Below are 13,097 nucleotides of genomic sequence, written 5' to 3'. Positions count from 1 at the left end.
CTCCCCGCCCCCAACGGTATCCACTTCCATTCGCCCACCGGTCTGTATGTCGAGGATTGCGACGGCGCGGGCACCTCCGCGGGATACGGTGAGACCGCGGGCAATCCGGTGGCGCTGATGGTACGACACGACCTCGACGACGTGACTGCGCTGCTCGATGCCGCCACGGGACTCGAGGCCGCCGAGTACGAGCGAATCAGGTTGCCGGAGCACCGGATCAGCGACTGGCAGGGTCCGGACGACTCGATCGCGCAGGTGCTGGCGCACCTGGTCGCCGACAAGGTGCCGTGGCTAGCCGCAATCGAGGGCCACGATGCGCCGGCCGACATCCCGACCGGCCTCGACGCCTTGATCGCACTGCACCAGGAGGTCTCGGGTCGTTGGCTCGCGCTGATCCGGGAGATCGATCGTCACCACGCCTGGGCCGACCGCGTGATCGACGCCATCTGTGAACCGCCGGAATCGTTCCTGCTGTCCGAGATCGTCGCGCATGTGTTGACCTTCGCCGCCCACCGGCGTGTTCTCGTCCGGATGATGATGCGCGACGCGGGCGTCGATCTCTCACCCGATCACCGTGACCCCGACCCGATCATGTGGCACCGCAACCGAACCGGAGGACTCTCGTGAGCACTCGATTCCGTTACTACACCGCGACGACGCTCGACGGGTTTCTCGCCGACGACCACGACGACCTCGGATGGCTGCTGCGTCAGCCCATCGACGAGACCGGCCCGATGAATTACACCGACTTCATCGGCGATATCGGGGTGGTGGTGATGGGGGCCACGACCTACCGGTGGGTGGTCGACCACGAGGTCGGTGGCGGTAAACCATGGCCGTATACGACACCGACATTCGTGTTCACCCACCGTGACCTCGAGCCGGTCGCGCCGTCGATTCGCTTCGTCTCCGGCCCGCTCGCCGATCGACGACAGACCCTCCTCGACGCCGCTGCCGGCAAAGACATCTGGGTTGTCGGGGGAGGGGATCTGGCGGCCCAATTCGCGGAGGCCGGCATGCTCGACGAGATCATCGTCAACATCGCCCCGGTCATGCTCGGCAGTGGGCGTCCGCTGTTCACCCGCCCCGCCGATCTCCGGTTGATCGACCACGGTCGCAACGAGGCATTCGTCTGTGCCCGCTACGAAGTGGTCGGGCCCGACGAAGCTAGGTGAGCGCCGTCGGGGTCAACCGCGGCCCGCTGATCAGCGGTAGGTCCAGGGTTGTGCGAATGCCCGCCGGGCCGGCCACGACCGCCGGGATGGCGTTGACGATACGGCCCGCGGCGGCCACGATCGCGGCGTGGTTGTGGTCGCCCTTGCGGCTCGTCGGACAGATGTCGATGCGATAGGACGGTTCGCCGGTGATCTCCACGCGGTAGCAGCCGCCCGGTTGCGCGGGCTGCGCCCAGTCCGGCCGGAGATCGCCACGCAAGCGGGTGACGTGTTCGATGACGATCCCGGGCTTGCCGTCGACCATGCCGATGATCTCGAAGCGCACCGCGGCCCTCGTCCCCTTCGCGATGGTTCCGGTGGCAACCTCGAAATCTTCGGGGGCAGGCTCGCTTTCGTGACGTTCGACGATCTCATCGATGGTCACATCCATCGCGGCGGCGATCTGATGCAGTGAGGTTCCCCACGCGAGTCCCAGGATGCCGGGCAGGAAGAGCATCGGGGTCTGATCGAGCGGAGCGCCGAAACCCATCACATCCACCATCACCTCGGTGCCGTCGTAGGTCGCGTAGTCGGCGATCTCCATGCAGCGGATCTGTTCGACGTGTTGACAGGTTCCGCTGAACGCGAGCGGGATCAGGTCGCTGACGAAACCGGGATCGACACCGGTGATGAACACCGCGGCATCGTGGTCGAGCGCGGCGGTGGCCACCTTGTCGATGGCCTTGGGCGGCATGGCACCCCACGGATACTGCAGCGGTCCGGGCGCGGAGCCGACCACGTGAATGCCCGCCGAGAGCAGCCGCACGACGTCGGCCGTCGCCTCGATCGGACGGGTGTCGCCCATCGCGCAGTACACGACGCACTGCGGTGACGCCGCGATCACCGCATCGAGACCCTCGGTCGCCACCACCCCGGTGGTGTCCGCGGCACCGGTGATCGTCGCGGCGTCGAGGCCGACCTTCTCCGGGGAGTGCACACCGACGGCGACGAGATCGAAGCGGGGATCGGCGATGACCTGGGCGAGCGCGAGGCGTCCGGCGTTGCCGGTTCCCACCACCGCCACCCGGATCGCCGGGTCGCCAACATCTCCCATGTCTGCCTCCCTGCCGCGGCGCCGGACCGCGAAAACCAGGCCCGCTCGCTTCGCTTCCGGCACCCGTGGTGAACAACTGTCTGGTCTGGTGTCCATATCAGTAGAACACGTTCTCGCCGAACTGGCTAGAACGTGTTCTCATTCGAGATGCTGCGCGGTAGGGTTGCTCGCATGGGACGAGTCGACGGCAAGGTTGCACTGATCACAGGCGGTGCGCGTGGGATGGGCGCCTCGCATGCGCGCGCTCTGGTGGCGGAGGGGGCGAAGGTCGTCATCGGCGACATCCTCGACGACGAAGGCGTTGTCTTGGCCGCCGAACTCGGTGAGGCCGCACGCTTCGTGCATCTCGACGTCACCGATCCGGAGCAGTGGCAGGCCGCGGTTACCACGGCCGTCGAGGAATTCGGCAAGGTCGATGTGCTGGTGAACAACGCCGGTATCGTCAACGGCTCGACGATTCAGAAGTTTCGTCTGGACAAGTGGCGGCAGATCATCGACGTCAACCTGACCGGCACGTTCCTCGGCATACAGACCGTCGCCGACCCGATGATCGCGGCGGGCGGTGGGTCGATCATCAACGTGTCCTCGGTCGAGGGGCTGCGCGGAAGTCCTTGGGCGCATGGGTATGTGGCGTCCAAGTGGGGTGTGCGCGGGCTGGCCAAGTCGGCCGCGCTCGAGCTCGCGCCGCACAACGTCCGCGTCAACTCGATCCACCCGGGCCTCATCCGGACGCCGATGACCGAGGGGATTCCCGAGGACATGGTCAAGGTCCCGATGGGACGCGCTGCCGAATCCGCCGAGGTCTCGACATTCGTGGTGTTCCTGGCCAGCGACGAATCGTCGTACGCCACCGGCGCCGAGTTCGTGATGGACGGTGGTCTGTCGGCCGACGTACCCCACAAATGATCTCGCGTCCGCGCAACCGTCGGCCGCGCCACGATTCGGACAATTAATTCAACAACTGTTGACTTTGTGACCTGGGCGGACCTACCGTCGCTGGTATGCGAGCGATGATCATCAAGGAATTCCGCGAATTGGTGCGCGACAAGCGCACGCTCGGTCTGCTGGTTGCGATGCCGTTGCTGTTGCTGGTGATCTTCGGATACGCCGCCAACTTCTACGTCTCCTCCGTACAGACGGCGGTGGTTGGACCGCAGGCGAACACCGTCGCCGCCGGTCTGCCGTCCTACTTCGAGGTGACCGACAAGTCGACCGACGACACTGCCGCCGATGCCCGGGACATGTTGCGTGACAACAAGGTCGACGTCGCGATGGTGACCGGCGACTCGCCGACGGCGCCCATCGAGGCACTTGTCGACGGGTCCAATCTGTTTGCCGCGCAATCGGCGGTCGGTGCCCTCAACAAGTTCGGTGCCAAGGTGCACATCGAGGTGCTCTTCAATCCCTCGCTCAAGACGTCGTGGGTGATGGTGCCCGCGATCATCGGTCTCATCCTCACCTTCATCGGCACGATCATCACCAGTATCGGACTGGTGCGTGAACGCGAGACCGGGACGCTCGAACAGCTTGCGGTGATGCCGATCTCGCCTGCCCAGGTCATCCTCGGCAAGATCGTGCCCTACTTCCTGGTCGCGGCCGTGGACATGATCATCGTGACGGTGCTCGGCATGCTCCTGTTCGACGTGCCGTTCAACGGCAACGTGCTCACCTTCGCGATCGGCGCCGCGTTGTTCTTGTTCGTGGTGCTGGGTCTGGGGGTGTTCATATCCACGATCTCCCAGGCCACCGGGCAGGCCATCCAAACCGCCTTCTTCTTTCTGCTTCCACAGATCCTGTTGTCCGGCATGATCTTTCCGCTCGACGCGATGGCCGCGGGAGTGCGCTGGATCGGGTATCTGCTGCCACTGACCTATTTCACGATGATCTCGCAGGGGGTGATGCTGCGTGGGGCGCCCATCTCGACGCTGTGGCTGCCGCTGCTGATACTCGCCGTGATGGCGGTCATCGTGTTCACCGCGGCAACCATGCGGTTCCGTCGTGACCTTGCGCCGGGCACCGGTCATCGACGCGCGGCCCAGGAGAAGGCCGCATGATGATCGGGGCCGAGGACGTCACCGTGACGTTCGGGAAGACCACGGCTCTGGATTCGGTGAGCGTGCGCGCTCACGAGGGTGAGATCGTGGCCATCGTGGGTGGTGACGGAGCCGGAAAGTCGACACTGCTGCGGCTCTTCGCCGGCGAGGTGCAGCCGAATTCCGGGCAGGTGCACCGTCCACCCAAGAAGCACGTGGGATTCCTCGCGGCCGGTCCGGGCAGTTGGGGAGCTCTGACCGTCCGGCAGAATCTCGACTTCGTCGGCGGCATCTACGGACTCGGAGGAGAGCAACTCCGTTCGCGCCGTGACGAATTGATCGAGTGTTCCGGTCTGTCCGTGGCGGCCGACCGGATGGCGCGGGACCTGTCCGGCGGTATGCGACGCAAGCTGGGCACCGCGATGGCCATGATCCACCGCCCACCGCTGTTGATCCTCGACGAACCGAGTACCGGCGTCGACCCGGTGAGTCGGATCGATCTGTGGGGCATGATCGCCGAGACGGCAGCGGCGGGGACCGCCGTCCTGATGTCGACGACCTACCTCGACGAGGCCGAGCGCGCGGGTGATCTCGTCGTGCTCGACGACGGTCACGTACTCGTCGACGGATCCTACGATTCGGTGCGAGAAGGCTTCCCCGGCATCATCACCGAGGGCGCCACCCCGGTGCGACGAGACTGGTCGTGGCGGCGCGGCCACCAACGCCACGAATACTGGACGACAGAAGAAGACACGACCCCGGATTCCAGGGTCGCCCCCGACCTCGAGGACATCGTGATCGCACTCTCCTTGGCGCGGCGGAACAGTCAGGGGGCACCGGCATGAGCGCGGAGCAACGGGGGACCACGCCCGAGGCCACCGGATCGCTACTCGGCAGCCGTTCGGTGACCCGACGATTCGGTGATTTCGTCGCCGTGTCCGAGGTCACGATGTCAGTGGAGTCGGGTGAGGTCGTCGGACTTCTCGGCGCCAACGGTGCCGGCAAGACGACCCTTATCCGGATGTTGTTGGGATTACTCGCGCCGACCGACGGGCAGACCTCCCTGTTCGACGGCCCACCCGACCAGCGCCGGCGGGCGCGGCTCGGCTACGTGTCCCAGAATCTGGGCCTGTACCGCGATCTGACCGTGCGCGAGAACATGACGTTCAGCGCGGATGCCTATCACGGTGATGCGACGGTCCCCGCCGATCTCGCGGGCTACGCCGACACCCTCGTCGGGAATCTGCCGCTCGGCACCCAGCGCAAGGTCGCCTTCGCGGTTGCGCTCGCCCATCATCCCGACATCCTCGTCCTCGACGAGCCGACCTCGGGGGTGGATGCGTTGTCCCGGGCGCAGCTCTGGGACACCATTCGCGCGCAGGCGGATTCCGGGGTGGGGGTTCTGGTCACCACGCATTACATGGAGGAGGCGCAGGAGTGCGACCGGCTGCTGCTGATGTCGGCGGGTCGGCTGGTCGCGCAGGGCAGTGAGGAGGACGTCGTCGGTGACACGCGCGCCGCGCTCGTGGACACGCCGGACTGGCGCGGAGCCTTCGCGGCGCTGCAGGGCGCAGGTGTTCCGGTCATCCTGGCCGGCCGGACCATCCGGGTGGCCGACACCGATCCGGCGCAGGTGCGCGGCATCCTCGCGCATGCCGACATCTCCGCCGAGGTCACCACGGTCCCGGCGACCATCGAGGAACGGATGCTGGTTCTCGCCCGCACCCCGGAAACGCGATGACCGGGCGGACGCGGGGCAGACCACCGGCGGGACAGTCGCGCGACACTCGCGAGAGGATCCTGACGGCGACCCGGGAATTACTGGCGGACAACGGGTTCGATCGAACCACGGTACGTGCCGTGGCCGGCCGTGCCGGTGTCGACCCGGCGTTGGTCCATCACTACTTCGGGCCGAAGAAGAACCTGGTGGCCGAGGCACTACGACCGCCCGTCGACTTGTCGGTGGTGTTCGTCGACATGCCGACCGACGAGCGTGCCGGCCCGGAGTTCGTGCGACGGGCCATCGCAGCGTGGGAATCACCGGAGTTGCAATCACACATTCCCGGCGTCCTGCGGCTCATCGCTTCGACCAACCATGCCGCCGGCCCGGCGCAGGACGTTCCGGGAGCAATCGTGGAGGTTGCGCTCGGCGGTGCGGTCCGCGCCGACCGCCGAGAGCGGCGACTGGCGCTGATCGCCTCCCAGATGTTCGGACTTCTTATGCTGCGCTTCGTGATCCGACAGCCCGAGATCGTGGCAGCCGATCGCGACGAGCTCGTGGCGCAGGTCGGTCCGGTCATCACCCACTATCTCACCGGCGACTTGACCTGAGCGCTACGGCGCTGGTTTGTCGGTCTCGGCGATGCCGGGGGTGTCGCGCTCGTCCCAGATGAACAGGGCGAGGGTGACGCCCAGGAATGCCGCAGGTATCCAGGCTGCGTGGACGCCGATGAGGTGTGTGGTCAGTGCGCCGATCAGAGCGCCGCCGGCGAAGATCCCCACCACCCCGAGATAGATCGCCAGTGGCCGCCGCGATTCCGGGTCGCGATCCACCGCCACGCCGTGTGCTGCCTCGACCAGACGCATCAGGTTCCCGGTGGTGGCGATGGCGACGTAGTTGTGCCCGGCGACGTTCCGGAACATCTCGATCTGCATCGCGGCGACGAAGGCTATCGGGATCGTCACCGTATAGTGCGGGGCACTCGACGGGATGAATCCGACGATGGCGAGGATCGCCGCTTGCAGGGCGACGGTCGCCCGGATCGGGTGGGGCAGTAGGCGATCGAGCCTGCCCTTGCGGATGTGCACCGCCGCCCCGATCCCGACGAGGAATGCCAGAATCGGCCACACATGCGCCAGCGCCTGCATCGGGTGTCGCTGGGCGATCTCGACGGCGAAGAACACCACGTTCCCGGTTTGAGCGGTGGCGAAGGCGCCACCTCGCGCGAGGTAGGTATAGCTGTCGAGGAATCCGCCCGCGCAGGTGACGAGGAAGGCGAATCGTAACGAGGAACTGGTCTGTACCGTCGGCATTGATCGGCTCTCTGACTCTCGTTCGGCTCAGGCGGTGCCGTAGATCCGGTCGCCGGCGTCACCGAGACCGGGCAGGATGTAACCGTTGGCATCGAGTTCACGATCCACCGACGCGGTGAACACCGGGACGTCCGGATGGGCGCCGTGAAGCATCGCCAGACCCTCGGGGCAGGTCAACAGAGCGACGAACCGGATCGAGCGCGGCCGATACTCCTTGATCCGGTCCACCGCGGCCACCGCCGAATGTCCGGTGGCCAGCAGTGGGTCGACGATCACGACGTCGCGTTCCTCGAGCTCACGAGGCATCTTGAAGTAATACTCCACGGCAACATGGGTTTTCGGATCGCGGTAGAGCCCGATGTGACCGATCCGCGCACCGGGCACCACCGTGAGCATGCCGTCGGCGATCGAGGTTCCCCCACGCAGGATCGACGCGAAGACCAGCTTCTTGCCGTCGATCACCCTGCCGGTGGTGACCTCCATCGGCGTCTTGACGGTGATCTCCTGCATCGGGATGTCGGCGAGTACGTCGTAGGCCATCAGGGTGGCGATCTCGTTGAGCAGGCGGCGGAAATCGTTGGTGGAGGTGTCGCCCTGTCGCATCAGCGTCAGCTTGTGTTGCACGAGTGGATGATCGATGACGTGCACGGCATTCATCAGGTGGCCCTTCTTCGATGGTCGGTGGACGTCCGGGTGCCCGGGTCAGAACACCGTTCCATCGCTGTCGATGGTCAATGGTGGCAGGCCGCCCCGCAGCTGGGCCGCATATCGGCGCCCGGCGGCCCAGGTCCCGCCTTCGAGGACGCATGCCAGGGGCAATCCCGGGACACCGAGTTCGGCGGCCACCAGTGGTGCGAGTTCGTCGAGCAGGGCGACGGTCAGTGCGCGCCACTCGACGACGAACTCGTCGCCGACCGACCACACCGACTGTGCGGCATCCGGATTCACCGTGGCCAGGACGCCGGAGTCGAGCAGCAGGCCGCCGTTGCGATATTCGGGCAACGCGGTCAGATCATCGAGGCCGCCGACCTCGACCCCGGCCGCCGCGAAGGGTTCGAGCAGCGAATACGTCAGCCACTGCGACAGCTTGTGGAACGGTATCCATCCCTCGGTCGCACCGGGGCCGTGGACGTCACGATGGCGCCAGCAGTCGCCCAGGGCGATGCCGTCGATCCGGTTGTCCGAGGGCCAGATCGGGGCGAAGAGATCGAGGAGTGCGGTGAGGATGTCGTGTGCCCGGACGTCCCGTGTGCCGCCTCCGAGGTGGTCGAACAGATCGCCCGGACGTCCGGTGCCGAACACGTCGGGACGTGCCGCCATGGCGTCGGCGAGCCGGTTCAGTACCTGCAGTCGGCCGTCGAGACCGACGAGCGGCGTGGTCTCGGTGATGCCGAAAGCTGTTGACAGGCGCGCCGAATCCAGAAGGCGCAGACCTTCGGCATCTACCCGTAGGGGCTTTTCGTGGCTGCCGGAGAAGACGCCGCCGAAGAACGCGTGGACGCTTGCCACCGCGAGTCCCTCGGAGCGGGTGAACCGCAGTCCGGTGCCCGGCTCGTCGAAGTACCAGTCGGCTCCGGCGCCGGCGTCGAGAAGAACACTCACCACGGCGAGATCGATGTGGGTGCGGGCGCGCTCGGCGGCATCGACGTCGCCGAGTCGCGCGTCGAGTTCCGCGGGGCGATCGATGCCGCCGGCCTCGACGTGGCGCCACCGGCTGTGGAAGGGGATGTCGAGGTCGGGGTAGCGCTCGCGCGTCAGCGCCGACACGAACTCGACCACCGTGCCGATGCGGGAGTCGTCGACAATGAAATGGGCGGATCGGCCGGCACGGGCGTAGGCGAGGAGATCACCTGCGCGACGCCGGATCTCGGCGGTCGACCGAAGAGCGGCGGGCCCGTCGAGGGTGCCCACCGACGGCGTCGAGGACTGACCAGCGGGTGAGCTCATCGGCTCAGCCCCCGGCCCTTCACCTGACGCAGGTCGTCGGTGGTCGGCACCGCGCCGCTGGTGAAATAGCCTGCGGCCGTTTTGGCGTCGATCTCCACGCGCGCATCCTCCGGGATGAGTTCGGGTGGGATGTCGACGCGCTCGCCGACCTCGATGCCCGAGCCGGTGATGGCGTCATACTTCATGTTGCTCATCGAAACCAGCCGGTCGATTCGGGTGATACCAAGCCAGTGCAGGACGTCGGGCATGAGTTCCTGGAAGCGCATGTCCTGAACGCCGGCAACGCATTCGGTGCGAGCGAAGTACTGATCGGCGGTGTCGCCGCCAACCTGTCGTTTGCGGGCGTTGTAGACCAGGAACTTGGTGACCTCGCCGAGGGCGCGCCCCTCCTTGCGGGAGTAGGCGACCAGACCGACCCCGCCGCGCTGGACTCCCTGGATGCATTCCTCGATCGCGTGGGTGAGATAGGGGCGGCAGGTGCAGATGTCCGAGCCGAACACGTCCGAGCCGTTGCACTCGTCGTGCACCCGCGCGGTCAGTTCGACGGCAGGATCGGACAAGCCTTGCGGATCACCGAAGATGTAGACGGTCTGGCCACCGATCGGCGGCAGGAAGACCTCCAGATCCGGCCGCGTCACCAGCTCCGGGTACATGCCACCGGTCTCCTCGAAGAGCACCCGGCGCAATTCGGTGTCGCTGCAGCCGAATCGGTCGGCAATGCCGGGTAACCACCACACGGGTTCGACGGCCGCCTTGGTCACCAGTGCCGCGCCGGTGGGCAGCAGGACATCTCCATCGGGCTGCAGGCGGCCCTGTGCGATGGCATCGATGATCTCGGGCAGGATCACATGGGCCTGGGTGATCGCGATCGTGGGACGGATGTCGTATCCCGCGGCGAGGGGTTCCGGGAACGACTCGGCGACGAGTGCGCCCCAGGGATCGATGCTGACGATGGCGTTGCGGTCGGCCCACTGTGGGTGCGGCCCGACGACGTCGGTGGGGGAGGTGTTGGTGAGGTCGGCCCGATGCTCCCGCGACAGCGCGCCGGAGGCGACGGCGAGTGCACGATAGACGCTGTAGGAGCCGGAGTGCGTCCCGATCACGTTGCGGTGGGCGCGGTCGGTGGTGGTTGCGATCACCGGCCCCCGCTCTCGGGCAGTCGGCGCACCCCAGGTGATGGCCGGGGCACCGGCACCGCCGCTGTGCGAGGTGAGGCGGATGTGCCCGAGTGCGCGCACTGCCGACGGCCGAGAATCCGCGGGCACAGAACTGTCGGATGCGGCAGGCATCGGCTACTCCTTTCACCTACCCCGGCAATTCGGTGGTACCGGTGTCCCGGATGCCTCCCTCGGGGAAACCGCCAGCATAGCCACTGCCGCGGGCTGCCGCCGGGCGAGTGGGCCGGGGTATCGGCGCCGATCTCAGCGGTCTGCCGGGCGCGAGTGCACCGACACCGCGTACGCCCCGCCGGCGAACGGACGGCGGTCCCAGGTGGCGAATCTCCCGACCGGTTCGAGGCCGGCGGAGCGGGCGTGGATGTCGTAGTCGGACAGTGCAAGACGGTCCGGGCGGAGCTGGAATCCGGCGACCAGCAGCCCGCCGGGCCGTAGCCTCGACGCGCACTGCCGCAGCACCCCGGCCTCGGTGCCGGGCGTGAGGAAAATCATCACGTTGCCGGCCAGGACAACGAGATCGAAGAGGTCGTCGAGGTGGGCGTCGAGTGAACTCAGATCGGCTCGGAGCCAACGGATGTCGCCGGACTTGCGGTGGGCGGTCGCCAGCATCGAGGGGTCGGCGTCGACGCCGACGACCTCGAAACCGCGGCGGGCCAGCTCGATGGCAACCCGCCCCGTGCCGCACCCGGCGTCGAGTATGCGCCGACCGCCGATCCCGCGTGCGAGATCGGCGACCAGGTCGGCTTCACCGTGGATGTTCTCGCCCGCGGCGGCCAGGCAAGACCAGCGGTCGTCGTAGTCGTCACCACGTGGCGCCGCCGTGCCGTCCCATCGGGTCATGAGCCGAGTGTGTCACGTGAAGAGCCCACGTCCCGGGGCGGCACATGAACCAACACGCCTGTCGGCGGGAAACGTGTTGACTCCGGGCACCCCGGACGATGACACTGGCGCACGTGAATCGACGGGAGGTCGCCGGCGTACGCGCCGGCCGCAGATAGCCGCAGGCATACGCCGCGAACGTCCGACAGAGGCGTTCGCGCGATGAGTCATTTCTGCGGACACACGCTCCGCGTCCCTTCACCACCGTGCGACGTCACCACCGTACGACCGGCCGTCGACGCCGCGCCCGCACGGCAGCTCACCCTCGCGCGGTGCACATCTCCCAGGAGTCTTCCATGCGACCCATGACCGAATCAGAGATCCGCGCATCGTTCGTCAACACCTCGGTGCGTGAACGCAAAGCGATCCCGATGCCCGACGGATTCGACGCCATCCGGTGGGACCGGCTCGACTATCTCGGTTGGCGCGATCCCAAATCACCGGGCACCGGGTATCTCGTTCTCGCTCCCGCCCCCGACGCAGGTGACGACTCCGGGGAGGGCGGCGGTGCCGAGCCGACCGGGATCATGCTGCGTGCCGGCGCCGTCCCGGCCCGCACGCGACCGCAATGCGCACTGTGCGAAGACATTTCGCTACCCAATGAGGTGATCCTCTTCGCCGCGCGGCGCGCGGGCGCCGCGGGTCGCAAGGGTGACACCGTCGGAACCCTCATCTGCGCGAACTTCGAATGCTCGGAGAACGTGCGACGCAAGCCGTCGTCGGCGATGGCCGGTGACGATCCCGAGCGGGTACGTCGGCTGCGCATCGGTGCGCTACGCGAGCGGGTCGCACGGTTCGTCGCCCGAGTCGGGGAGCCGGTGACCCGGTGACGTACGACGATCGGGGGCACCGACGCGACATGCGCGACGATGCCCCCGATCGGGTGCGATGACCGGCCAGGTCAGTGCAGGTCGTACCGGTCGAGTTCCATCACCTTGGTCCACGCGGCGACGAAGTCGGCCACGAACTTCTCCGTGGAGGTGTCCTCGGCGTACACCTCGGCCAATGCCCGCAGATCCGAGTTCGACCCGAAGGCCAGATCCACCCGCGTGCCGGTCCACTTCTGCGCGCCGGTCGCCCGATCGGTCGCGACATAAGTGCCGTCATCGGCCGGCGACGGTGCCCACTCGACGTCCATGTCACAGATGTTGACGAAGAAGTCGTTCGTCAGCGTGCCGGGCGTTTCGGTGAGCACACCGAGTGACGAACCCTGATAGTTGGCGCCGAGCACGCGCAGACCACCGACGAGCACCGTCATCTCCGGTGCCGAGAGGGTCAACAGGTTGGCCTTGTCGACCAGGTTGTACTCGGCGGGCAGTACGTTGCCCTTGCCCTCGTAGTTACGGAAACCGTCGTAGCGCGGCTCGAGGTAGGCGAACGACTCGACGTCGGTCTCGTCCTGCGAGGCGTCGGTACGACCGGGTGTGAACGGCACCGACACCGACAACCCGGCGGCCTTGGCCGCCTTCTCGATGCCGACGACACCGCCGAGCACCACGAGATCGGCGAAGGACACCTTCGGACCGGACTCCTTGTTGAAGGCGTCGGCGATTCCTTCGAGGGTGCTGATGACCTGTGCCAGCTCGTCCGGTTCGCTGGATTCCCAACCCAATTGGGGCTGCAACCGAATCCGGCCGCCGTTCGCGCCCCCGCGGAAGTCACTGCCGCGGAACGTCGCCGCTGCCTTCCACGCGGTCGAGACCAGTTGTGCCACCGACAGACCGGACTCGAGGATCGACGACTTCAGCGAGTCGACGTCGGC

General features: G+C 66.9%; 15 protein-coding genes. 8 read left to right on the top strand and 7 right to left on the bottom strand.

Annotation, left to right across the window (positions count from 1 at the left end):
• Both B1964_RS11510 and B1964_RS11505 read left to right on the top strand, forming a co-directional pair.
• On the top strand, positions 1-627 hold a 627-nt coding region (locus B1964_RS11510), incomplete at its 5' end, for a DinB family protein (RefSeq protein WP_079929830.1).
• Positions 624-1,175, top strand: coding sequence for a dihydrofolate reductase family protein (locus tag B1964_RS11505; protein WP_014362207.1), 552 nt, complete (start codon positions 624-626; stop codon positions 1,173-1,175). The genes B1964_RS11510 and B1964_RS11505, both read left to right, overlap by 4 nt.
• Here B1964_RS11505 and B1964_RS11500 read toward each other — a convergent pair.
• Positions 1,168-2,268: a diacylglycerol kinase gene (locus B1964_RS11500; protein ID WP_014362208.1), complete on the bottom strand. Its 1,101-nt coding sequence runs from the start codon at positions 2,266-2,268 to the stop codon at positions 1,168-1,170. The two genes, B1964_RS11505 and B1964_RS11500, sit on opposite strands and share 8 nt — an antisense overlap.
• A gap of 171 nt (positions 2,269-2,439) precedes the next feature.
• On the opposite strand from B1964_RS11500, the gene B1964_RS11495 reads away from it, so the two are divergent.
• The 5 genes from B1964_RS11495 (at position 2,440) to B1964_RS11475 (ending at position 6,632) form a co-directional block, all read left to right on the top strand.
• Positions 2,440-3,174, top strand: a complete 735-nt coding sequence (locus tag B1964_RS11495) for a glucose 1-dehydrogenase (protein ID WP_079929829.1) — start codon at positions 2,440-2,442, stop codon at positions 3,172-3,174.
• A gap of 95 nt (positions 3,175-3,269) precedes the next feature.
• The gene (locus B1964_RS11490; protein ID WP_079929828.1) at positions 3,270-4,322 is read left to right on the top strand and encodes an ABC transporter permease; all 1,053 of its coding nucleotides are present in this window, start codon (positions 3,270-3,272) and stop codon (positions 4,320-4,322) included.
• The gene (locus B1964_RS11485) at positions 4,319-5,146 is read left to right on the top strand and encodes an ABC transporter ATP-binding protein (protein ID WP_079929827.1); all 828 of its coding nucleotides are present in this window, start codon (positions 4,319-4,321) and stop codon (positions 5,144-5,146) included. Before B1964_RS11490 ends, B1964_RS11485 begins: the two co-directional genes overlap by 4 nt.
• Positions 5,143-6,042: an ABC transporter ATP-binding protein gene (locus B1964_RS11480; RefSeq protein WP_079929826.1), complete on the top strand. Its 900-nt coding sequence runs from the start codon at positions 5,143-5,145 to the stop codon at positions 6,040-6,042. The genes B1964_RS11485 and B1964_RS11480 overlap by 4 nt, the downstream gene beginning before the upstream one ends.
• Positions 6,039-6,632, top strand: coding sequence for a TetR family transcriptional regulator (locus B1964_RS11475; protein ID WP_079929825.1), 594 nt, complete (start codon positions 6,039-6,041; stop codon positions 6,630-6,632). The genes B1964_RS11480 and B1964_RS11475 overlap by 4 nt, the downstream gene beginning before the upstream one ends.
• 3 nt (positions 6,633-6,635) lie before the next feature.
• Here the strand turns inward: B1964_RS11475 and B1964_RS11470 are convergent, their stop codons facing one another.
• The 5 genes from B1964_RS11470 to B1964_RS11450 all read right to left on the bottom strand — a co-directional run bounded on the left by B1964_RS11470 (position 6,636) and on the right by B1964_RS11450 (position 11,296).
• Positions 6,636-7,334: a YoaK family protein gene (locus B1964_RS11470; protein ID WP_079929824.1), complete on the bottom strand. Its 699-nt coding sequence runs from the start codon at positions 7,332-7,334 to the stop codon at positions 6,636-6,638.
• 27 nt (positions 7,335-7,361) lie between these two features.
• Positions 7,362-7,991, bottom strand: coding sequence for a uracil phosphoribosyltransferase (gene upp / locus B1964_RS11465; protein WP_079929823.1), 630 nt, complete (start codon positions 7,989-7,991; stop codon positions 7,362-7,364).
• A gap of 45 nt (positions 7,992-8,036) precedes the next feature.
• Complete coding sequence (locus B1964_RS11460; protein ID WP_253193964.1) at positions 8,037-9,281, bottom strand: URC4/urg3 family protein; 1,245 nt, start codon at positions 9,279-9,281, stop codon at positions 8,037-8,039.
• Positions 9,278-10,570 (bottom strand): GTP cyclohydrolase II, encoded by a 1,293-nt coding sequence (locus B1964_RS11455; RefSeq protein ID WP_079929821.1) that lies wholly within the window; start codon positions 10,568-10,570, stop codon positions 9,278-9,280. Before B1964_RS11455 ends, B1964_RS11460 begins: the two co-directional genes overlap by 4 nt.
• 132 nt (positions 10,571-10,702) lie before the next feature.
• Positions 10,703-11,296, bottom strand: coding sequence for a class I SAM-dependent methyltransferase (locus B1964_RS11450; RefSeq protein WP_079929820.1), 594 nt, complete (start codon positions 11,294-11,296; stop codon positions 10,703-10,705).
• A 335-nt stretch (positions 11,297-11,631) separates the two neighbouring features.
• On the opposite strand from B1964_RS11450, the gene B1964_RS11445 reads away from it, so the two are divergent.
• Entirely contained in the window at positions 11,632-12,165 is a 534-nt protein-coding gene (locus tag B1964_RS11445) for an FBP domain-containing protein (RefSeq protein WP_079929831.1), read from the top strand.
• 71 nt (positions 12,166-12,236) lie between these two features.
• On the opposite strand, the gene B1964_RS11440 is transcribed toward B1964_RS11445, so the two are convergent.
• Positions 12,237-13,097: peroxidase family protein (locus tag B1964_RS11440; protein WP_366664276.1), on the bottom strand; the 861-nt coding region annotated here is incomplete at its 5' end.

Origin of the sequence: Gordonia sp. i37 (assembly GCF_002043085.1) — a bacterium.
In the GTDB taxonomy this organism is placed as follows: domain Bacteria; phylum Actinomycetota; class Actinomycetes; order Mycobacteriales; family Mycobacteriaceae; genus Gordonia; species Gordonia polyisoprenivorans.
Note: the sequence above shows the minus strand (reverse complement) of the source record. Positions and strands in the feature narration are given on the sequence as shown.